17 protein-coding genes are annotated in these 23,876 nt (G+C 47.6%); 15 read left to right on the top strand and 2 right to left on the bottom strand.

The genetic code is table 11. The features are described 5' to 3' along the window. Window positions 1-69 precede the first annotated feature (69 nt). The 10 genes from KNP71_RS12550 to KNP71_RS12505 all read left to right on the top strand — a co-directional run bounded on the left by KNP71_RS12550 (window position 70) and on the right by KNP71_RS12505 (window position 13,719). Window positions 70-1,248: a galactokinase gene (locus tag KNP71_RS12550; RefSeq protein ID WP_483299388.1), complete on the top strand. Its 1,179-nt coding sequence runs from the start codon at window positions 70-72 to the stop codon at window positions 1,246-1,248. Then, a complete protein-coding gene (gene galE / locus KNP71_RS12545) occupies window positions 1,245-2,240 on the top strand; it encodes a UDP-glucose 4-epimerase GalE (protein ID WP_214830809.1) in 996 nt (331 codons plus the stop codon). Before KNP71_RS12550 ends, galE begins: the two co-directional genes overlap by 4 nt. Further along, entirely contained in the window at window positions 2,237-3,709 is a 1,473-nt protein-coding gene (locus KNP71_RS12540; RefSeq protein WP_214830808.1) for a UDP-glucose--hexose-1-phosphate uridylyltransferase, read from the top strand. Before galE ends, KNP71_RS12540 begins: the two co-directional genes overlap by 4 nt. A 102-nt stretch (window positions 3,710-3,811) precedes the next feature. Then, on the top strand, window positions 3,812-4,840 hold the full coding sequence (locus tag KNP71_RS12535) for a LacI family DNA-binding transcriptional regulator (RefSeq protein ID WP_214830807.1): 1,029 nt from the start codon (window positions 3,812-3,814) through the stop codon (window positions 4,838-4,840). Between the two features lie 110 nt (window positions 4,841-4,950). Further along, window positions 4,951-7,161, top strand: coding sequence for an alpha-galactosidase (locus KNP71_RS12530; RefSeq protein WP_214830806.1), 2,211 nt, complete (start codon window positions 4,951-4,953; stop codon window positions 7,159-7,161). After that, entirely contained in the window at window positions 7,158-8,405 is a 1,248-nt protein-coding gene (locus KNP71_RS12525) for an extracellular solute-binding protein (protein WP_214686295.1), read from the top strand. The genes KNP71_RS12530 and KNP71_RS12525 overlap by 4 nt, the downstream gene beginning before the upstream one ends. 21 nt (window positions 8,406-8,426) lie before the next feature. Beyond that, window positions 8,427-9,299 (top strand): carbohydrate ABC transporter permease, encoded by an 873-nt coding sequence (locus tag KNP71_RS12520; protein ID WP_114167080.1) that lies wholly within the window; start codon window positions 8,427-8,429, stop codon window positions 9,297-9,299. A gap of 11 nt (window positions 9,300-9,310) precedes the next feature. Continuing rightward, the gene (locus tag KNP71_RS12515) at window positions 9,311-10,138 is read left to right on the top strand and encodes a carbohydrate ABC transporter permease (protein ID WP_251026435.1); all 828 of its coding nucleotides are present in this window, start codon (window positions 9,311-9,313) and stop codon (window positions 10,136-10,138) included. 58 nt (window positions 10,139-10,196) lie between these two features. Next, entirely contained in the window at window positions 10,197-11,660 is a 1,464-nt protein-coding gene (gtfA, locus tag KNP71_RS12510; RefSeq protein ID WP_214830805.1) for a sucrose phosphorylase, read from the top strand. 976 nt (window positions 11,661-12,636) lie between these two features. After that, on the top strand, window positions 12,637-13,719 hold the full coding sequence (locus KNP71_RS12505; RefSeq protein ID WP_214830804.1) for a GGDEF domain-containing protein: 1,083 nt from the start codon (window positions 12,637-12,639) through the stop codon (window positions 13,717-13,719). A gap of 265 nt (window positions 13,720-13,984) precedes the next feature. Here KNP71_RS12505 and KNP71_RS12500 read toward each other — a convergent pair whose 3' ends face one another. Both KNP71_RS12500 and KNP71_RS12495 read right to left on the bottom strand, forming a co-directional pair. Next, on the bottom strand, window positions 13,985-14,803 hold the full coding sequence (locus KNP71_RS12500; protein ID WP_214830803.1) for a hypothetical protein: 819 nt from the start codon (window positions 14,801-14,803) through the stop codon (window positions 13,985-13,987). Window positions 14,804-14,853: 50 nt separating this feature from the next. Further along, entirely contained in the window at window positions 14,854-15,339 is a 486-nt protein-coding gene (locus KNP71_RS12495; RefSeq protein WP_029336194.1) for a hypothetical protein, read from the bottom strand. Between the two features lie 263 nt (window positions 15,340-15,602). On the opposite strand from KNP71_RS12495, the gene KNP71_RS12490 reads away from it, so the two are divergent. The 5 genes from KNP71_RS12490 to istA form a co-directional block, all read left to right on the top strand. Then, window positions 15,603-17,195: a type I restriction-modification system subunit M gene (locus KNP71_RS12490; protein ID WP_214830801.1), complete on the top strand. Its 1,593-nt coding sequence runs from the start codon at window positions 15,603-15,605 to the stop codon at window positions 17,193-17,195. Then, the gene (locus tag KNP71_RS12485) at window positions 17,185-18,369 is read left to right on the top strand and encodes a restriction endonuclease subunit S (protein ID WP_214830799.1); all 1,185 of its coding nucleotides are present in this window, start codon (window positions 17,185-17,187) and stop codon (window positions 18,367-18,369) included. The genes KNP71_RS12490 and KNP71_RS12485 overlap by 11 nt, the downstream gene beginning before the upstream one ends. A 24-nt stretch (window positions 18,370-18,393) precedes the next feature. Then, on the top strand, window positions 18,394-21,561 hold the full coding sequence (locus tag KNP71_RS12480) for a type I restriction endonuclease subunit R (RefSeq protein WP_214830797.1): 3,168 nt from the start codon (window positions 18,394-18,396) through the stop codon (window positions 21,559-21,561). A 108-nt stretch (window positions 21,562-21,669) separates the two neighbouring features. Beyond that, on the top strand, window positions 21,670-22,611 hold the full coding sequence (locus KNP71_RS12475; RefSeq protein WP_214830796.1) for a DUF4062 domain-containing protein: 942 nt from the start codon (window positions 21,670-21,672) through the stop codon (window positions 22,609-22,611). Window positions 22,612-22,923: 312 nt separating this feature from the next. Then, the coding region (gene istA / locus KNP71_RS12470) for an IS21 family transposase (RefSeq protein ID WP_353049152.1) at window positions 22,924-23,876 on the top strand (953 nt) is incomplete at its 3' end.

Below are 23,876 nucleotides of genomic sequence, written 5' to 3'. Positions count from 1 at the left end.
CATTATTTATTTTATAGATTGAATGCGTTAGAATCAGAGTGTGGTGAAACTGATGAGGAGGGAATGGCTATGAAAGATATGATGAAACTGTCTGAAGCATTTACAAACACTTTTCACGAGGAGTTCGAGCGGGTATTTTTTGCGCCTGGGAGAATCAATTTGATTGGAGAGCATATCGACTACAATGGGGGACACGTCTTTCCTGCGGCGTTGACGTTCGGAACATATGCGTTGGTACGACGTCGGACGGATCGACAGTGCCGTTTTTACTCGATGAATTTTCCGGAAGCTGGAGTGGTCACTGTGCCGTTAGGTGAGCTTGATTATCAAGACGCTCACGGGTGGGTGAATTATCCGAAAGCGATGCTCCGTTACATGCTTGATGGACGTGAACCGTCGTTCGGGTTGGACTTTCTGTATTTTGGCGATATCCCTAACGGTGCGGGCTTGTCTTCGTCGGCTTCGATTGAGTTGGTGACGGCGGTCGCTCTGAATGAGGTGTATGATTTGAACTTTGATCAACTTGATCTCGTCAAATTCGGACAACGCGCCGAGAATGAATACATCGGGGTCAACAGCGGGATCATGGACCAATATGCGGTCGGGATGGGCAAGAAGAATCAAGCGATGTTACTCGATTGCGATACGCTTGAATGTACGTATGCGCCGTTTGAGTTTGAGGATGTATTGGTCGTCATCATGAATACGAATAAGCGGCGTGAACTGGCCGAATCTAAATACAACGAGCGGCGACAAGAGTGTGACACGGCACTGGAAGTTCTCAATCAAGAATTGAATATCCGTGCGCTCTGTGATTTGGACAGTGACACACTAGAAGAAAGACAAGATCGATTTGAAGATGAGACCATCTATCGCCGGGCAAGACACGTCGTCAGTGAAAATGAGCGCACACGTGAGGCGCTCCGCGCGCTTCAGGCCGGTGACGTCCATCGCTTCGGAGAACTGATGGATGCCTCTCATCGCTCGTTGGATAAGGATTATGACGTGACCGGTGTCGAGTTGAACACATTGGTCGAGAGCGCATGGAGACATGGAGCGATTGGGGCGCGCATGACGGGCGCCGGTTTTGGAGGTTGTGCCATCGCTTTGGTACGGGAACATGAGATTCCTCGTTTCATCGATGAAGTGACTGCGGACTATGAGCGTCAAATCGGATATGCGCCGACTTGCTACGTCGCTTCTATCGGGGAAGGAGCCCATGAAATCAAAGGAGGGAGCATCTCATGAGTATTCTCGTTGTAGGGGGCGCCGGTTATATCGGCTCTCATGCGGTCTATCAACTGATTGATCGAGGCGAAGATGTCGTCGTCGTGGATAATTTGTCGACGGGACATCGCCGAGCGTTGCATCCGGATGCGACGTTTTATGAGGGGGATATCCGAGATAAAGCCTTTTTAGACAAGGTGTTCTCTCAAGGTCAGTTTGACCAAGTGGTCCATTTTGCAGCAAATTCGCTCGTCGGCGAGTCGATGGAGAAACCGCTCGATTATTATGACAACAACGTTTATGGGACCCAGGTGTTGTTAGAGACGATGGTGAGACACGGTGTGCTTGAGATCGTTTTCTCTTCGACGGCAGCGACGTATGGCGATCAGGAAATCATGCCGATTGCCGAGTCGGCCCTGACACATCCGACGTCGACGTATGGTGAAACGAAGCTCGCGATGGAGAAGATGATGGGTTGGATCGGGAATGCCCATGGACTGCGCTATGTGGCTCTGCGCTATTTCAATGTGGCGGGGGCAAGGTCGGGAGGAGAGATTGGTGAGGACCATCATCCCGAGACACATCTCATTCCGCTCATTTTGGAAGTGGCGAACGGGAAACGGGACCACATCTCCATCTACGGAACGGATTATCCGACAGAAGACGGGACATGCATCCGTGACTATATCCACGTCGAAGACTTGGTAGATGCACATGTGCGTGCTCTCCACTATTTGCGTGACGGTCAGAAGAGTGACGTGTTCAATTTGGGATCGAATACGGGATTCTCTGTCAATGAGACGATTCAGGCGGCCCGTCAAGTGACGGGACATGCGATTCCTGCTCGGGCGACGACACGCCGAGCTGGCGATCCCGCACGTCTCATTGCCTCTGCGGAAAAAGCGAAGCGAGTACTGGGGTGGGCTCCTGAAAGAACCGATATCACCCGTATCATCGCAGATGCATGGGCATGGCATGCCGCCCACCCTGACGGATATGAGGTGGGACGATGAGTGCGCTTGTGAATGGACTCGTGGCGGCAACGCGAAAAAGTGGACTCATCCAAGAGCGGGATGTCATCTACGTGAAGAACCGGTTGCTCGCCATGACGGGGGCGACACCGAGCGATGAGACGACGAACGGTCGAATCCCGGAGCTCGTCGACCGATTGGTGGACGAGGCGGTGCGGAACGGTTTGACTGAGGACGGCCGGTCACAGCGGGATCGATTCGCGGCAGACATGATGAACCAATTCATGCCACGCCCCTCGGAAGTAGAACGGGTGTTTTACGACAAGTACGCGACGGACCCGGTCATGGCGACGGATTACTTTTACCGGTTGTCGACGGACTCGAACTATATTCAGACAGAGCGAACGAAACAGAATATCTCTTATCAAGTAGATACAAGATATGGAATGGTCGACATCACCATCAACGTGTCGAAGCCAGAGAAAGATCCGAAAGAGATCGCGCAACAGAAGAGCGTGAAGAAAGAGGGAGCCCCGTACCCGAAGTGTCTCCTCTGTGTGGAAAATGAAGGGTACGAAGGGCGTTTAGATCATCCGGCGCGAGCCAATCATCGGCTTGTGCCGCTCGAACTCGGAGGCGAGGAATGGTATATGCAGTACTCGCCTTACGTCTATTACGACGAACACTGCATCTTATTGTCGGGTGAGCATCGAGATATGCGGATCGACCGTTCGTCGTTCGTCCGTCTGCTCGACTTTGTAGAGAAATTTCCGCATTACTTCGCGGGATCGAATGCCGACCTGCCGATTGTGGGCGGCTCGATTTTATCGCACGACCATTACCAAGCAGGACGATACACGTTTGCGATGGCGGAGGCGCGCGAGACAGGCCGATTCTCTTTTGAGGAATTCCGAGATGTGAGCGGACACACGTTGCTTTGGCCGTTGTCGGTCATTCGGTTGCGTAGCCAAAATCAGAACAACCTCGTCGCGTGCGCGGATCGTGTCTTGTCGACTTGGCGCAACTATTCGGACGAAGCATGTCACATCTTGGCCCACACGGACGCCCCGCATAATACAATCACACCAATCGCACGAAAAAAAGGTGAGTTCTTCGAGTTGGATCTCGTTCTTCGAAACAACCGGACGACATCGGAACATCCACTCGGACTCTTCCATCCCCATGCAGATGTTCACCATATCAAACGAGAAAATATCGGATTGATCGAGGTGATGGGGCTTGCTGTACTGCCGGCGAGGCTCCAAGCTGAGATGGACGAAGTTAAGAGATTTATTGTAGGAGAAACGGACAACGTACAAGATCTCCATCAAGATTGGGCTTGCGAATTGAAACGAGCATACGATGGAAGGGAGAATATCGAACGTTTCATCGAAATGGCCGTAGCCGAAAAATTTGTTAAGGGACTTGAGGACTGCGGCGTCTTTAAGTTGGACGAAAATGGACAACGAGGACTTCAGCGCTTTATTCAAGTAATTCAATCACGGGACTAAAGGGAGGCGGACAGGTGAAGACTTGTCTGCCTTTTACTTTACGGTTGAAACAAATCCTACTGTTTAGTAAAATGAAATCACATTTTACTCAATATTGGAGGCATGATTACTTTGACAAGCATTCGTGAAGTGGCGAAGAAGGCGGGCGTTTCGATTGCGACTGTATCCCGCGTATTGAATTCGGATGAGAAGTTATCCGTCAGTCAAGAAACACGTGATAAAGTGTTGCAAACAGCGAAACAATTAAAATACAGCCCACGAGAGAAGAAAACACATAAGAACCGGATCGCGACAGTTGGGCTCGTGACCACGGTCAATGAGATTCAAGAGATTGATGATCCATATTTCCGAGCGATTCGACGCGGCATCGAACAAGAAGCCGAACGGCTGAAGGTGAGTGTCAACCGGGTGATCCGTCTGTCTGATAAAAAAGCGGACTGGGAAGGGTTGAACCATTTGGGAGGAATCCTCGTCCTCGGTACGGTCGACCCGAAAACATTGGAGTCGCTCTATAACGAGAATCCTAATATCGTCGTCATCGATGACTCGCATGCCGACGCACGGTTTGACGCCGTATATTCTGATTTCAAAAGCGCGACCATAGCGAGTCTAGAACATCTATACGAAAACGGACATCGCAACATCGCCTATATCGGAGGGCAGCGTGTCGTCATGAACCAAGAGGGTGACGTCTATTTCAATGAGGACGAGGATCGATATCAGACCTATGTATCTTGGATGAACGACAAAGGGTTGCAGCATCTCCGCTATGGGCTATTAGGGGGATGGAGCACGTTGGAAGGACTGCGTTTAGGTGAACAGTTGACGGAGCGTGGCGACACGACAGCGGTGTTGGTCGCGAGTGACCCGATGGCCGTCGGTGTGTATCGCGCTTTTCAAAAACAAGGATATAGCATCCCAGAGGACATCTCGATCTCTAGTTTCGACGACATTGAAATCGCTGAATTCCTGACACCTTCGTTGACGACCGTGAAGGTAGAGACCGAAGAACTTGGGAAATTTGCCGTCAAGTTGGCGTTGGAACGGATCCGCGAAGAACGAGATATTCCCGTACGAGTCATGATTCCGGCCAAACTGATCAAGCGAGAAAGTGTCCATTATAAAAATTGAATAAAAGCGATTGACAAAGTGTTTACTAAACGTTAAATTATAGATGTGTTTAGTAAACGTTTTCATTTTAGTTTTTAATGAAAGCGCAACCACTATTGGGAGGTTGAGCCATGAAGTTGATTCATGTTAACGAAACAGAGAGAGTATTCCATTTGTCTAATGCAGTGTTTAGCTATGTGCTCCGTGTCGAAGAAGGCAACGTGTTGACCAACGAATATTTTGGTCAGGCGATTTCGGCATATCGCGGTGGACGGAAGTATCCTCGCGTCGACCGTTCCTTTTCCCCGAACTTTCCTGAGGCGACGGATCGCCTTTATTCCCTCGATACGATCTTGCAAGAATATCCAGGTTACGGGACGGGAGATTATCGGACGCCGGCCCAAGTCATCCGCCACGAAGACGGATCGACTGTCACGGATTTCCGTTACAAGTCCTATGAGATTGTGACAGGAAAACCGCGTCTTGATGGCATGCCTTCAACGTATGTCGAACAGGATGAAGAAGCCGAGACGCTGATCATCACACTCGAAGATCCGAAAGAGCGACTGACTGCTCGTCTCGTCTATACCGTGTATCGTGACCGTCCGGTGTTGGCACGATCCGCTCGAATTGAAAATGAAGGAGCGGAGACCCATTACCTTCAAAAAGCAGCGAGCCTCTCGTTGGACCTTCCGCTTCAAGAGCTCGAGGTCATCACGCTGAACGGGATGTGGGGCCGAGAACGAATGATGGAGCGTGAACCAGTAAAACGTGGCGTGAAAGTATTCGACAGCAAACGTGGCTCGAGTAGTCACCAGATGAACCCGTTTCTCGCACTCGTTTCACCCGAGACGACGGAATATGCGGGAGAAGCAGTCGGCTTCAGCCTTGTCTATAGCGGAAGTCATCAAATGTTGCTCGAACGAGACCCATACGGACAGACCCGTGTGCAACTCGGCATCAACGAATTTGGATTCGAGTGGCGCTTGGATCCAGGCGCATGTTTCCAAACGCCGGAAGTGAACATCGTCTATAGTGCAAACGGGACGATGGAAATGTCACAAGCATTCCACGCCTTGTATCGTGAACGGCTCGCACGCGGAACCTTCCGTGACGCAGACCGACCAATTTTGATCAACAACTGGGAAGCGACTTATTTCGACTTCGACGAAGCCAAAATCAAATCGATCGTCGATGAGAGTGCCGCGCTCGGAATCGAGTTGTTCGTGCTGGACGATGGCTGGTTCGGACATCGCGATGATGATTACACGTCACTAGGCGACTGGTTCGAATATGAGCAAAAGATTCCGAACGGATTGAAAGGACTCGCAGACTACATTCACACCAAAGGTATGAAATTCGGTCTATGGTTCGAACCGGAGATGATTTCGAGAGAGAGCGAACTCTTCAAACAGCATCCGGACTGGGCGATTCAAATCCCGGGACGCGGTCTATCCAAAGGACGAGATCAATATGTACTCGATTTCAGTCGGAAAGAAGTACGAGATAACATCGTGCAGCAGATGACCGAGGTGTTGGACCGCGTCCCAATCGATTATCTCAAATGGGACTTCAACCGTAACGTGACCGAGGTGTTCTCGACGTCACTACCGAGTGACCGTCAAGGAGAAGTGTTACACCGCTATGTCCTTGGACTATATGAAGTGCTCGAGACGATCACATCACGCTATCCGAACATCTTGTTCGAGAGCTGCTCCGGCGGCGGCGGTCGGTTCGATCCAGGCATGTTGTACTACATGCCTCAAACGTGGACGAGTGACAACACGGACGCCATCGCGCGTTTGAAAATTCAACATGGGACGAGCATGGTGTATCCCATCTCCTCGATGGGCGCACACGTCTCGGCTGTGCCAAACCACCAGACACACCGTGAGACGAGTCTCGAGATGCGGGGGAACGTCGCGATGGCTGGCGTGTTCGGTTATGAGCTCGATGTGACTGAGATGTCAGAAGACGAGAAGGCGATCGTCAAACAGCAAGTCGCATTCTATCAGGAGCATCGTCGTACGTTCCAATATGGGACGTTCTACCGGCTGGAGAGCGCATTCGACAGCAATCATCCTTCTTGGATGTTCGTATCGGAAGAGGAAGTCATCGTCTGTGACTATAGCGTGCTCAGCGAAACCGCACCGCTCATCCGTTTGTTGAAATTGAGAGGATTGGACACAACAGCCGTCTATGAAGTAGAGGGCCAGCGTTACGGCGGTGATGAGCTCATGCACGTCGGGCTTTACATCGAGCCGATTGTCAAAGGTGATTTTGTAAGTAAGTTGTACGTACTGAAAAAAGTAAACGAACTTTCAGGAGGCCAATCAAAATGAACAAGACAATGAAACTAGGCATGGTAGGGCTCGTCGCATCATCTCTCGTACTCGCAGCTGGTTGCTCGGGCGGAGCGGAGTCGGACAAGACAGAAATCGAATTTTTCTCCCAAAAAGTCGAAATGAAAGGGACGCTCGATGAGATCATCGCTGACTTTGAAAAAGAGAATCCTGATATCGACGTCAAATTGACGAGCGTCAGCAATGCCGGGACCGTATTGAAAACACGGGTTGCCGGCGGTGACATCCCGGATATCGTGCACACGTACCCGCAAAACCCAGACTTTAAAGGGTGGGCGGCTGACGGGAAGTTCCTCGACCTATCTGACGAAGATTTCTTGAGCAACTTGAAGCAAGGGGCGGCTGAATCGTACGCGGTCGACGGAGGGATTTACTCACTCCCGCTCAACTCGAACGCGTGGGGCTTCTTCTATAACAAGACAAAATTTGAAGAGCTAGGACTGGAGGCTCCGAAAACATGGTCCGAGTTTGAAGACGTCGTCAAAGAGATCAAAGCTGCTGGCGAGACACCGTTTGCGGCAGCACTCACAACCGACGATTCCTGGACGATGAACGGCTACCACCAATTGGCTTGGGCGACGACGACAGGCGGTTTCGACCAAACGCAAGACGCGTTGAAAAACAGCCCGAAAGATGGCATCAAAGTCGGCAATGAAGATTTTGAGGCAGTGGCAAATGAGTTAAGCCTCGTCAGCGGTAACACGCAAAAGAATGCGAACGGGGCATCTTACAGCGATGCGGTCGCACTCTTCGCAAAGGAAGAAGCGTTGATTTTCCCGAACGGCATTTGGGCACTTCCGGTCATCCGTGACCAGCAACCTGATTTCGAAGTAAGCATGTTTGCCTTCCCAGGCCAAAAAGCAGGCCAAGAGATGACGGTCGGTGCGGCTGACTTGGCACTCTCTGTGTCGAGCGCTGGATCGGAAGCAGAACAAGAAGCATCGAAAAAACTGCTCGCGTACATGACGGAAGGAGAAGTCATGCAGAAATACTATGACAAGGACGGTTCTCCGACATCGGTCGAGGCAGTCGATACAGATGGCGCGTTCGAAGAGACGAAAGCTGTGTCGGACCTCGTGTTCACAGACAAACAAATCATCTGGCTCCATTCTGAATGGCCATCGGAAGAAGAGTTCTGGCACCTCACGGTCGATTATATGAACAAAGAAGATAAAGACCAACTCGCCAAGGATTTGAACGCCTTCTTCAACGGTATGAAATAAAAACATTAAAGGAGTTGCACCATGAGAGAGAAAGGGTTTGTCAACCGCTACTGGCCGTACCTGTTCATTCTTGTGCCGCTCTTGCTTCAAATCGTGTTCTTCTTCATACCGCTCGCACAAGGTGTGATCTACAGTTTCACGGACTGGACAGGGCTAACAAGTTCGTACAATTTCATCGGAATCGATAATTATTTGGCCATCTTCTCAGATGCGAAATTCTTATCGAGTATCGGCTTCACGTTACTCTTCACGATCGGTCTCGTCGTTGGACAAATCGTGTTAGGGATTGCGATCGCACTGCTATTGAATCAAAAAATCAAAGGGGTCGGGCTGTTCCGGACAGCCTACTTCTTCCCTGCGGTCATCAGCACCGTCACACTCGGCTTGATCTTTAAACAGTTCTTCAATTACGGGCTGGCGCCACTCGGTGAATTTTTAGGCATCGAATGGCTCTCGCAAAGTCTAATCGCGAACGAAGGGACGGCGTTCTGGGGCCTCCTCTTTGTCGCCCTCTGGCAAGGGGTCGCCATTCCGGTCGTCATCTTCTTGGCGAACTTACAAAGCATCCCGAACGAGATTCGGGAAGCGGCCTCGATTGACGGGGCGAACCGGTGGCAAACGTTCAAGAGCATCGAATTGCCGTTCTTATCACCAGCCATCAGCATCGTCCTCATCTTGGCGATGAAGGCGGGATTGACGGCGTTCGACCTCATCTACGCCTTGACGGGCGGGGGACCGAGCGGGTCGACGACGTCACTCGGACTGCTCGTGTACAACTATGCGTTCAAAAACAACCAATTCGGATACGCCAGTGCGATCGCGATCGTCCTCTTCATCATCATCGCCATCGTCTCGGTCATCCAAATCAATTCTTCGAAAAAATTTGAAGTGTAAGGAGGGGCATCATGAAAAAGGACAAAATTCATATCCCGACGTATGTGTTTCTGACAGTAGGGCTCGTCTTGATCGCCCTTCCGATGTATTTGACCGTCTTGAACTCGTTCAAAGAAACACGGCAAATCACCGGCGGCTTCTTCGAATTGCCGGACCCGTTCACACTCGAGAACTTTCAACGTCTCTTAGACGACGGGGTCGTCCAATACTTTGCGAACTCGTTGACGATCACCATCGCGTCCATCGCGCTCATCATCTTGATCGTCCCGATGGCAGCCTATGCGCTCGCACGGACGATGCCGCGTAATCGCGTCTTCCAAGGGATTTACATCATGTTGATCATCGGGATATTCGTCCCGTTCCAAGTCATCATGATCCCGATCACGTCGATGATGTCGGATTTGGGGTTGTCGAGTAAACTCGGGTTGATCATCTTGTATCTGACGTACGCGGTCCCGCAGTCACTCTTCTTGTACGCGGGGTACGTCAAGACCGTGATCCCGAAAGAGTTGGATGAGGCGGCGGCCATCGACGGCAGCGGGAAGTTCAACACGTACTTTAAAATCATCTTCCCGATGATGAAGCCGATGCATGCGACGGTCCTCATCCTGAACGCACTCTGGATTTGGAACGACTTCTTGCTTCCGTTGCTTCTACTCAACCGAGATGAATCGACATGGACGCTCCCGTTGTTCCAATTCAACTATCAAGGACAGTATTTCAGTGATTTCGGACCTTCCTTCGCCTCGTATGTCGTCGGGATCGTCTCGATTCTCATCGTCTACTTGTTTTTCCAGCGCCACATCATCGATGGGATGGCCAACGGATCCGTCAAATAAATGAAGCTCCTACACGTGAAAGCAAGACGGGTAGGAGCTTTTTAAAAGGAGAATGGACATGAAATTGAAAAACGAAGTGATGTTGATCACCTATGCAGATAGTCTCGGTAAAAATTTGAAAGAACTCGATGAGATCACCCGCACGCATCTCGATGGGGTGATTGGCGGAATCCATTTGCTACCGTTCTATCCTTCGTCAGGTGATCGCGGGTTTGCCCCGATGGATTATACGAAAGTGGACGAAGCGTTCGGGTCATGGGAAGATGTGCAACGCCTCAGCGAACGATATGATTTCATGATGGACTTCATGGTGAACCACATCTCGCGTCAATCGCCTTATTTCCAAGACTTCTTGGAGAAGAAGGACGAGTCCGCCTTCAAAGATTTCTTCATCCGCTATAGCGAGTTTTGGCCTGGCGGGGAACCTACCTCTGAACAAGTCGACCTGATTTATAAACGAAAACCGAGAGCGCCGTACGTAGAAGTCACGTTCGCCGACGGGACGACCGAGAAGGTGTGGTGTACGTTTGATGAAGAACAAATCGATTTAGATGTCACAAAGGACGCCACACGGTCGTTCATCAAGCAACAACTCGAATTCCTTGTAGGAAAAGGGGCGTCAATCATCCGTTTGGACGCGTTCGCCTACGCCAATAAAAAAATTGGGACGAATTGTTTCTTTGTCGAACCGGACATTTGGGAGATGCTTGAGTACTGTGAAGAGGTCGTGGCTGACAAAGGCGCGACGGTCCTGCCTGAAATCCACGAACATCATTCGATTCAAGAACGAATCGCGAAGGAAGGGTATTATGTCTATGACTTCGCTTTGCCGATGCTCGTCCTTCACGGCTTATATAGCGGACGGTCGGAACGGCTGATCAACTGGATGGAACGTTGCCCGCGCAACCAGTTCACGACACTCGACACGCATGATGGTATCGGAGTGGTCGACGTCAAAGACCTATTGACCGACGACGAGATCGAGATGACGCGTGAGGCACTGTACAGCAAAGGCGCGAACGTGAAGAAAATCTACAGTTCGGAAGCGTATAACAACCTCGACATCTACCAAATCAACTGCACGTACTATAGTGCGCTCGGAAACGATGATGCGTCATACTTACTTGCCCGAGCCATTCAGCTGTTCGCCCCAGGGATCCCGCAAGTGTATTACGTCGGACTTTTAGCTGGTAAGAATGACATCGAGTTGTTAGAAGCGACGAAAGAAGGAAGAAACATCAATCGTCACTACTACTCGAAAGAAGAAGTCGCGAGCGAAGTCGAACGACCGGTAGTACGAGAACTCTTTGATCTCTTAAAATTCCGCAATCGTTCTAGGGCATTTGATGGGTACATGGAAGTAGAACAACCTTCAGAGAATGAAATCATGATCAAATGGAAGAACGATCAGATCATAACGGAATTACATGCAAATCTTTACTCTAAAGAATTTAGTATCGTTGAAATGGACAATGGTGTGGAACTGTATCACTATAAATCAATGAAAAATAGTCTAATCTGATGAGCACGTAAGTCATGCCAAATAAATTGGCCTACGAAGGTTGAACATGAAAACTCAACTTTCGTAGGTATTTTAATGATTCTACGAATATTTTTTCAGTTTTCTGCATCTAAAAGGATGAGTATTCGACGTTCTTGGTTAAGGTCAAACACGATACTTAACGTAACCTAGGTCATCTCATCGCTTGAACATTCGAATTTTTTCATAACCAACTAGAATTCTTGATTCGTCAAATTAGTGATGGTTCGCACGTTACAGACAGTGGCGTCCTTAATGTTCGAAACCTGCTGTCTCAGAACGTTGACATTTTGACAAGTCTGACAGATGTCTATGAGATGAGGATACTGCCTACAGCGAAACAAGCATGTGGTTCTACTTCGAGACGGTTACATATGACGAGGAACCTACATCAGATTATGGGTCAGCAATGTATACCGAATAATGTAAGATATTCAAGAGAGGGGGATTCCTCTCTTTTTTGTATGGCACGCAAAAAACCTACCGCACACAGCTGCATGCGACAGGAAGAATCAGTGACACGTGGGATTTTACTTGGGGGATGAACAGCTCCATGTAATCCTGTAAAACTCATCGTAATGAAGATTTTACACGGAATGAATCGTTAACTAACATGACAATATGGATTTTATTCCGGTCAATATGTCGGTTCATCAACGAATAAAAGTAGCAATCATTAGATTGAGGATAGGTCGAGGGTCAATCAAGATAATCGTAAGCCCGTCTGGACTTATAACGAATATATAAATTTTTCATTGAATGAAATACCACACTCGAGACATCATAAGGGGATATTAGTATTTTCAAATATGGAATAATGTGTATAGTAGAAACCCATTTTCTTAATATTTGAAATTATGTATTGAATCGGATAATTTTCTGTGGTCTAATGTGTTGTTGAAAGTCTAATCATTAGAGGACTGACCAAAACTGAATCCATCTTTGGGGGATGAATCACATGTCATTTGACATATTCACACTAAGCATCGTGGTGAGTGGGTTATCCATTCTCGGGGCCATCACGATGTACTCGCAGCAACATATCCTCTTCGATCATCCATCGCTTGGTCGATGGGTCCTCGGCGGTATGCTAGGATCCCTCGGCTTCGTCGCCATGCTCTTCTATACACAGTTAGACGAGTGGGCAATCTTTCTTCATACGGCAGGTTCCCTGTTAAGTTTTTATTACCTGTATCTCGGGGTTCGAGTGATTGATGGCCATCAGGAAACAGGAGTCAGGGCGACACGGACTGATGTTCTGTTTGTCGGTGGTTGTCTCGTCATATCCTGGCTTGTACGTGATAACGTGGAGGCCAGATACGTATTCCATGATGCTGTGGCGGTCGGTCTTTGTCTGTTCACGATCCATTATTTGTGGAAACACTCAATCAAGGGAGAACTGTTGGAGTATACGGTCGCATTGATCGCATATGTCAATGTCACCGTCGCGTTCGCGGGGCGCTTTATTCTGGCCGTGTTGGGACACTTTTCTGGGAGTGCGGACCATCCCTATAACGACGTCCTATTCCTCGTCGTCATCTTTTGGGTGTGCGGCTGGGTGTTCGGATTGTCGTTGATTCTTCATAAACAGCGACAGAGGATGTTCGAGGAACAGCTGATGCGGGATGAGCTGACGGGACTGCTGAATCGGAACGGGATCATGAAAGTGGCGGGGGACTGGATTGAGGACGGTACACCGTTTCATCTGTATGTCCTTGACTTGAACGGGTTCAAACAAGTGAACGACACGTTCGGACACATGAAAGGTGATCAAGCACTACAAACCTACAGTAAACTCGCACGTGACAATCTGCCACATGTGGCGAAAATCGGTCGCATCGGCGGAGACGAGTTCGTCATCCTTTCACCTTATCCTTTGGACTTCAAGAAGGCGGCATTGAAATACGATCTCTCAATCGGAGATGTGCCGGTGACCCTCGATGCTTCAATCGGGGAAGCCGCATATCCGACAGATGGAGATTCAGTGGAGACACTATTTTTGGTCGCGGATGATGCGATGTACATACAAAAATATTCATGATCGAGTCAGGAGAGGCCGTGACTCGTCAACAAAAGAGAGTGTACACGTTTCGACGTCGAAATGTATACACTCTCTTTATATATTTATAAAAGTAGAGACAAAATCGATCGTCTAGAAAGTACACTATTCTTGTAGAAATGTATACATCTCAAAGTGTTATCATCAATTTTGATTAGATATGACCATATATCAATTTTTCTGTATACAAAAACTCTAGATTGATTATGAGGCGTACTTATCGAGACTAGGCGGTTCGGGCTCGAGGTTACGAAGGGCTCGATGAACGCACCAAGGATTCTTCCAACAACCGGGACTCTTCTAACAGTTCTTTCAACGTATCGCTATATGGGTTCAATGAGATTTGAGTATGTCCGATGCTTCCAAAACTGAACGAACGTTGCATCAACACACCCAGGAATGTCAGCTTGTCTGTACTCGTGTAAAACGAGACGAATTCCGGGTCGTCGCTTAGCCTCGCCAAGAGAGCAGCTTCCCGTTCTTGAGGGGGCAGTTGTTGAAAGACTGGATCACCGATCGATTGGTAATAGGCGTCACAAGCGTAAACTGGTATAAATTTATGCTCGAGAGCAGCCGCGTGGTCATAGATGAGTTCAAAATGGCGAAGGTCGTTATCATTCACTTGTGACAGAAGATGCAAGAAGAAAGCGGACTCACTACTTGCGGCGAGTTCTAACCGGGCAAAAACTTTCGCAGAGTAGATGGCCAATAGAATGGTCGCCTGATAAGAGTGATTGATCTCCGAAATCTCTTTAGCACGGGCGATGAACAGTTTGACGACATCGTCGCATGTCTTGAACTCTTCCATGAGCCAAGACATGTTCTCGAGGGTCATATCGCCCTCCGAATACAGTTTCCATGCGAGATAGTCCATGAAGCGGCGCCGGTATTTCACATAGGGAGACTTTGCGAGCTCGTCGGAAAAATTGACCGAGAGAAGTTTGATTGGATTGGATGCTACTTCAAAAGCAAGGACTCCGTAATGACCGAGTGACACGGCGGACTCTAGAACAAGTTTAGGGGCATATTTGACGACTTTGCGGATTGGTTTTCGTAGCTTTCCCATGTGGCATCCTCACACCTTCCTGTAGGGGCTGGTCAACAAACGATTGGACGTCAATAGTGGCCGAATAATTTTTTGAGGGACCGCCACTTCGGCGGGTAAGCATTGCTACCGCTATAGGAACTAGTCTCCTCCCCCTTCTTACAGACCTCCAACTTCCACTGGGTCCCATCGTGAGTGATTGTTTCTGTTTCTACGAACAACTCCGGCCAGAGATGCGTCTTAAAAGAATTGAATTTCTTTAAGACTTTTGCAGAGTCATCCTGGTTGTACCAACCGGATTCTATCCGTTGTTCCTCGCCAAACGTTTGAAGGATCAAGAGTTCTCGTTTAACGAAACCGTTCGAATGAAAAGTCAAAATGGACTCGTTATAAACGCCAAAACTCCCGATCCATAGCGTCACTTTCATGATAGGGTCTGTTAGTGTTAATTCACTAAGCGGAATGGTTGGCTCTAAAGCTAAAGACTGACGACGTTTGTTCTTTAACTCTGACTCTTGAAATTCCTTCTTGTCGAGAGAATCATCTTTTTTGTGCATCCTAATTCCTCCTAATTACGTAAGTTTAAAATCTTGAGAAAATCAGTTGAAATTGCGAGTTATATATTTGTATAGAACATAGGAGGTAGCGACCCAGAATGACTAATTCATGAGTATTCTCTATTATAAGTTGGATTAAACGAAATGGTGTGTAAAATATTGGGTAAGGCTCTGCTTTCGGAAGTCTAGCAGAAACGTTATAATTCTTAGTGTGGAATAATTTTTTATCACTAAACTTCGAATATTAGACAGGAGAAATAGACATGTCAGCATTGAACCAAAAACTTTTCAGCGCAGCGGACAACCTTCGCAGCAAAATGGACGCCTCAGAATACAAGAACTATTTACTAGGCCTCATTTTCTATAAATATCTTTCAGACAAACTCTTGGAAAAGGTGGTCGTGAGCGCGGATGCCTCGTTAGAGGAATATGACACGCAGAAGAAACAGACGGAACTCTACATAGAACTCATGTCGGATGATGAGATCAGGGATGACTTGATCGAGACGTTGGTCGACACGCTCGGGTACGATATCGCACCGGGGTATCTTTTTAACGTCTTAGCTGACCATGCACAGCAAAATATCTTCCAATTGAACGACCTCAACAAGGCGTTCGTCGAGTTGGCCTCAAAATATGAGCAGTTCAACGGTTTGTTCGATGACGTCGATTTGACGTCGAAGAAACTTGGCTCAGATGATCAGCAACGGAATATCACCATCACCGAAGTGTTAAAGAAGTTGGCTCATGTCGATTTAGTTGGCTATGGTGGCGATGTCATCGGGGATGCGTACGAGTTCTTAATCAGCCAATTCGCCTCAGAGGCAGGAAAGAAAGCGGGCGAATTCTATACGCCACACCAAGTCTCAGACATGATGGCCCGAATCGTTTCCCTCGGACAAGAAGACAAGAAACTCTTCAGCGTCTTTGACCCGACGATGGGATCTGGGTCTCTCATGTTGAACGTCCGGAATTATCTTCACTATCCGGACAGCGTGAAGTATCATGGTCAAGAGCTGAACACGACGACATTCAACTTGGCGAAAATGAACTTGATTCTCCATGGTGTCGACAGTGAAGATATGCGTCTGCGTAACGGGGACACATTGAACAAGGACTGGCCGACGGATGAGCCATACACGTTCGATTCGGTCCTCATGAACCCGCCGTACTCGGCAAAATGGTCAGCGGACGACACGTTCCTTGATGACTCTCGTTTCAGCCGTTATGGTAAGCTGGCTCCTAAGACGAAGGCAGACTTTGCCTTCCTTCTTCATGGTTTCTATCACTTGAAAGACTCCGGGACGATGGCGATTGTTTTGCCGCATGGTATCTTGTTCCGTGGAGCAGCAGAGGGCGTCATTCGCAGGAAGCTTTTGGAGGATGGAAGTATCGATGCGGTCATCGGATTACCAGGAAACATGTTCTTTGGTACTTCAATTCCGACGACAGTCGTCATCTTGAAGAAGAATCGCGAGACGCGTGATGTCCTCTTTATCGATGCGAGCAAGGATTTTATCAAAGGCAAGAATCAGAACAAACTTTCGACTGAACACATCGAGCGCATCGTTGAAACGTATAAAAAGCGTGAGGCTGTAGAAAAATATGCTTATGTCGCAAGTTTCGATGAGATTAAAGAGAATGACTTTAACCTCAACATCCCGAGATATGTCGATACGTTCGAAGAGGAAAACCAAATCGATTTGGCAACAATCGGGAGCGAGTTAAAAGCAGTCCGTGAGAAGAAAGTGGAGCTGGAAGCTAATCTCTTCGAAATGATTTTTTCGTTGCAGTATAGCAAGGAAAATGAAGAATGGATTAAAGGGGCATTAGAGGTGTTTAACTATGAAAAATAATATTCCAGCGATCCGATTTCCTGAATTTACACTAGGGTGGAAGAGCACAACCTTGAATAAGGTCACAAATATTATCGGCGGAGGTACGCCTGATACAAAAGAGCCTACTTACTGGGATGGTGAAATTGATTGGTATTCGCCTTCTGAAATCGGAAAAAAAATCTATGCCGATGGTAGTGTGCGTAAAATTACTCAATTAGGCTTAGAAAAAAGTTCAGCAAAAATATTACCTGCAAATAAAACGATATTATTTACTTCTAGGGCGGGTATTGGTGATACGGCCATTTTAAAAAAAGATGGGGCTACAAATCAAGGCTTTCAATCTCTAGTCGTTCACGATAATTGTGATGTTTACTTTCTATACTCCATGAACAATAAAATCAAAAGTTATGCGCTGAAAAATGCCTCGGGATCAACCTTTTTGGAGATATCAGGAAAAAATCTAGGTGTAATGCCGATGTTAATCCCTTCGCCAGAGGAACAAACCAAAATCGGCACATTTTTTAAAAGTTTAGATGATACGATTTCTCTTCATCAGCAAGAACTTGAAGCCCTCAATCAAACCAAACAAGGTTTCTTGCAAAAAATGTTTCCGAGAGCTGGAGAAAGTATTCCTGAATTTCGTTTCCCTGGATTTAAGAAAGAATGGACTAATTATAAAATAGCCGATATTTCTAAAGTTACGATGGGACAATCACCAAGTGGGAAAAATTATACAAGTAATCCGAATGACCATATTCTCGTTCAAGGAAATGCTGATATAAAGAAAGGATATGTCCATCCAAGAGTCTGGACTACTCAAGTCACTAAAACAGCTAATCCTGGGGATATTATTTTATGTGTACGTGCCCCAGTAGGAGACGTAGCAAAGACTAGTCACGAAGTAGTATTAGGGCGCGGAGTTGCCAGCCTAGAAGGGGATGAGTTTCTTTATCACCTTCTTTATAAAATGAAGTCAGAAGGATACTGGACAAGATTCAGTACAGGTTCGACTTTTGAATCGATTAACTCGACTGATATTAAAGATGCAGTAGTAATGATTCCTTCTAAGGACGAACAACTCAAAATCGGCGAGTTCTTCAGACAACTGGATGAGGTCATGGAACTGAAGGAGAAAGAAATCGAAGCTTTGAAGGAAACAAAAAAAGGCTTTCTTCAAAAGATGTTCGTATAATCTAATGAGACGAAAAGGAGAATCGTGGTGAAGACGACACATAGTGATGAGCTCGCGGTCGAACATCGACTGATCGAAGTGCTCGGGGAAGGGCACAACCAATGGAACTATCGGCCGGACTTAAAATCGGAGGCGGACCTGTGGGACAACCTCCGTCACAAGATCACGCGCAACAACCTGTCCGAAATCGGGGAACATCCGATCACGGACAAGGAGTTCGATACCATCAAGACGGAGCTCCTCTCGAAGACACAGACGCCGTTTGACGCGGCACGTTGGCTGAAAGGGGAGAACGGCATCGCCCGCATCACCATCGAGCGGGAGGATGTCTCGCTCGGCTCGATGTCGCTCATTCTCTACTCGAACCATGACATCGGGGGCGGCATCTCGACGTATGAGGTCGTCCATCAGATTGCTAAACAGAAGGTGGACGAGGACGGGCGTGACCGTCGTTTCGACGTGACGCTTCTTATCAACGGCCTTCCAATCGTCCAAATCGAGTTGAAAAAGGTGATGGCGAAGGACGGGGTGTATCAGGCGCACAACCAGATCAAGAAATACGCGGAAGAAGGGCTATTCCGTAACAACATTTTCTCGACGCTCCAACTCTTCGTCATCTCGAACGAACAGACGACGCGCTATTTCGCGAACGCGCTCCCAAAGGACATGCATCGGAAGTTCGTCTTCAGCTGGCGCACGACCGAGAACCGGAAAGTCGACAACCTGTACGAGTTCGTGAAACAGATGTTGAACATCCCGGACGCGCATCGCTTGATCGCGAACTACACGATTGTCAGTGAGGACCAGGATAACAAGGCGCTCATGGTCCTACATCCGTATCAAATCCATGCCATTGAGGCTCTTTTTGCGTCGGCGGCGCGACATGAGTCAGGGTTCGTCTGGCACGCGACCGGTTCCGGCAAGACGTTGACGAGCTTCGTCTCGACGAAACTCCTCGCCCGGAAACCCGGGGTCGACCGGACCATCATGTTGATCGACCGCAAGGACCTCGACAGCCAGACGACGAGCGAGTTCACGAAGTTCGCCTCGGAATTCAACACCGGTATCTCGTCGGGGAACACCGCAGCCAACAGTCTGATTGTCGGGACGTCGAGCTCGAAAAAGCTGAGCGAGACGCTCCTGTCCGACACGAACTCGAATACGGTCATCATCACGACGCGTCAGAAGCTCGAGGCGGCACTTCGGATTGCACAGAAGCAGGAAGAAGAGAAGGGCACACATCGCTTCCAAAAACTTATCGGACAACATATCGTCTTCGTCGTCGACGAATGTCACCGTGCGCTTAGCGCGGAAGGGATGGAGGCCATCAAAGGCTTCTTCCCGAACTCGACCTGGTTCGGGTTCACCGGCACACCGATCTTCAATGAGAACAAGAAGCAGGCGCAAGGGCAGCTCGCCCGTACGACGCGTGACCAGTATGGGGAGCTGCTCCATTCGTACACAATCAAGAATGCGCTCGAGGACGGGGCTGTGCTCGGCTTCCAGGTCGAACATGAGGACACGATTGAACCGACCTCGCTGAACAACCGCATCTTTAGCATCCTACGTCAGGACGAGAGGCATGCCGACCTTTCCGACAACGAGTTGAACGAGCTCATCGACCAAATGGACGCGATGGAGAAGGAAAAGCATATCCCGAACGACCTGTACGAGCGGGACGAGCATATCCAGAAGGTCATCCATAAGATGTTCCGCCCGGACAATGCCTACACGAAGTTCGACTTCAAGAACGGTCGTCCGCAGAAGTCGGCAATCCTGACCACGAGCTCCATCGCGATGGCGAAACGGTATTATCAGGCCATCCAGGAGATGAAGCAGGACCCCGACTGGATGACGAACGAGTTCGCGGGACATCCGATCCGGAAAGGGCGTACCATCGAGGACTCGGACTTCCCACGCATCGCCATCACGTACTCGATGCAGGAGAACGAGGACAACTCGAAACAGGTCGAGGACGAGATGCGACAGGTCATCCGTGATTATAACGCGTATTATGGGACGGCGTGGTCGATCGAGGACATCGAGCGCTACAACGGGGACATCAACAACCGTCTCGCGCGCAAGAAGGCCGAGTTCAAGGAGTTTGGGAACCAGATCGACCTCGTCATCGTCGTCGACCGACTGCTCACCGGATTCGATGCGCCGACCATCCAGACGCTCTTCGTCGACCGGAACTTGAGCTATGCCAACCTGATCCAGGCGTTCTCCCGAACGAACCGAACCTTCCCGGGAAAGACGAAAGGATTGATTGTCACGTTTCGGAAGCCCGCCCTCATGGAGAAGAACGTCCAGGATGCGACCCGACTCTATTCAAACGAGAACGACGACACCAGTCTCGTCTATCCGACGTATGAGGAGTCGAAGAAACGGTTCAAGAAGGCGCATAAGGCGCTGCAAGAGCTCGCTGTGTCGCCAGGTGAGATTGATGAACATTCTTCCATCGAAGACCGAATTGAGTTCGTCAAGGCGTTCCAAGAGCTAAGTAACGCCTTTGAGGCGCTTGTTACCTATGACGACTATAACGACGACATGGAACAATCAAAGGTACTCCGGGAACAAGTGAAAACGATTGAGGACTTCGTTGGCAGCTACAATACAGTGAAAGGATCTTTGCAAGACGGTTCAGGTACTGATGATGGAGACTTGGATGACGTTCCTGACTTCTCAGAGATTGAATTTTTCGGGGACAATGCCGCGAAACTCTATGATGTCGATTCAAGTTATATTGACAAGCTACTCGGTACTTATTCAGCAAATAATGCTGATATTCGTTCTGAGATTGAGAAAGCTCTTCAAAAATTGAACAAGTCTGAGGTCGTTAAAGAAGTATACCGTTCGATTTTGAATGCGATTGATGGTGGTGAAATCGAAGCAGATGATATCTTCGCACTAAAGCGAAGTTACTTCACTGGTGCTTACGAACAAGCAGTCCGTGATTTTGCTGAGATGTGGTTTGTGGAGGAACGAGAACTATATGCCTCGGCTGTTCAATATAATATCGGCGCCGATCCGATTCCAAACATCGGTGGCATCATCAACAGCAAAGACTTCGCAAGTTATAAGGAAGCAAATCCCGAAGCTTTGCCATTAAAATATGGTCCTGCGATGAAACGAGAATGGCGATCCACATTAGATGAATCTGTCATTCCGCTCAGTCAAGAACTCAGATAAAGCAGAAATAGCCACGAAACTAATTTTGATTTGTTTCGTGGCTATTTTTCAAATCTAGTCCTATAAATCGTGATTGACTTGGGACTTAACCAAGGAGGTTTGTACTTCATGAAATCTGTACAATTGATCAAGGTATTCATTGCTTCACCAGGAGATGTGAGTGAACAACGTGACGAAGTTGAAAGAATAATTTGGAATTGGAACAATGAACATACAGATGTAGCGAATGTTGTCTTGATGCCAATTCGTTGGGAGAATAATTCGATAGCCTCCTACGCTATTGATAAGGATGGTCAGGCGGTCATCAATGAACAGATTCTCAAATCAAGTGATATTTTGATAGCGATATTTGGAAATCGTATAGGTACAAGGACTAAGAACAATAAGTCTGGAACAGTTGAGGAAATCAATGTATTTTATGAACATCATTCAAGAGGCGTCGGTATTTTCTTCGTAGATACCAAGGCACCTGATGAATTGTTGGATGAACGGAAGATGGTCTTACTTTATAAAGAGTATCTTTCGAAACATGAACGTGGCTTATATCAAACATATGACGAAAGGAAAATTAGACATTTTATTAGTAAACAAGTACATGAATTAATGGGTGCTTCCGTTGATAATAAAAGAAGAGAATATGATGATGAAAAAGAAAGTTCTTTTCAAAATATTTTTGATGATCTCGCATTCGATCATGATGAGCAGCTCTTTTTTATATTTACTGTAGAAAAAGAACTTCGTAATTTCGGGGCTCGATGGATGGCAAAAGAAACTTTGAAAGTTGTTGAAGAATGGGAGCAGCAACATAGCTTACAGAATTATTTAAGTACTCGCTATGAGTCTGTATTGATAAAACTCGAACAACGAAAAATCTTGAGTGTTGCTGAGTACACAGAGCCAGGTAATCCAAGGCTCTACACTATAAATAATAAGAATTATCTAAATTTGAAAAAAACAATACGCAATAATCCTGATTCAGTACAGCAATTAAAATCTCATTTTATAATTCAAAGTGATCCAATTGTACTAGATCCAGATTTGCCATTTTGACTTTTCTTAGTAGCATAATATAAAGATGTGCGAGCGTGAAGAACAAGAACTTACGCTATTTTTTGTTCTTGTTCTTTTCATTTTGTATAGTTGAGTAACGACACGACGTTTCGTGACGCAGACTTCGAACAACCGTTAGGGCGTTAGCCGATCGCCCGCTCTACATGAACGGTTGCCTCAAAGAGGATGTTGCTCGCTCGTTAGCTAGCTCAACGTGTAATCAACGCTGTTATAATCCCTTATATCAACGTATTAAAAATCCCTTAAATTAACGGATAATGATTCTGACAACCTGAAAATGGAGTGTGAGACATGATCCGAAGTGAGGGATTTTTTATGATTCGTGAGTTAAGAAGCAAAGGATGGACAATCAAAGCCATCTCTGACGAGACGGGATATGATCCTAAGACAATCCGAAAGTATTTGAAGATGGAAAATGCACCTACGAAAGTAAAGCGGAAAAAGAGGAAAGGAAAACTCGAACCCTACAAAGACTACATAAACGAACGTATAAAAGAAGGTACTACCAATTGCGAGGTTCTGTTCGATGAGATTCAAAAGTTAGGCTATGAAGGCAAAATGACGATTCTGAGAGAGTACGTGAAACCTTACAGACTTCAGCCTAAAAAGCAGGCTACCGTTAGGTTTGAAACGCCGCCAGGAAGACAGGGACAGATGGATTGGAGTGATGTCGGGACGTATGAAGTAGACGGTGAAATGCGTATGGTGTATGCCTTCTCCATCATCCTCGGGTATTCAAGGATGCGATACATCGAGTTCACGACCGACATGACGCTGGAGACTCTGATGAAGTGCCATATGAATGCGTTCGCCTTCTTCAATGGCGTACCGCAACAGATTCTCTATGACAACATGAAAACTGCGGTCATCAGCCACAATCCAAACGGTATCAAGTTCAATCAGAAGTTCGAAGATTTCTTGGCCTATTATGGGATTACGCCGAAGGCGTGCAAGCCCAGACGGGCACAGACGAAAGGGAAGATCGAGCGCTCATTCGGCTATATGAAACAGAACTTTTTCAAACGACGTATCGGAAAGACATTGGAACAATTGAATCGTGACGTCCTAGAGTGGCTACAAAACACGGCCAATAAAAAGAAAAACGATACGACGAAAGAGTCACCTGAGAAACGCTTCGAGGTTGAACAAGATTTTCTAGCACCAGGACATTTGAAGCCGCATTATCCGGTCCATCGCTGGGAAACACGTCAAGTAAGCAAAGACTGTTTTGTGTCCTACCAAGG

It is taken from the genome of Exiguobacterium sp. s56, from assembly GCF_018618255.1.
GTDB lineage: Bacteria > Bacillota > Bacilli > Exiguobacteriales > Exiguobacteriaceae > Exiguobacterium > Exiguobacterium chiriqhucha.
The sequence above is the reverse complement of the archived record's forward strand: the minus strand, read 5'-3'. Positions and strand labels throughout refer to the sequence as shown.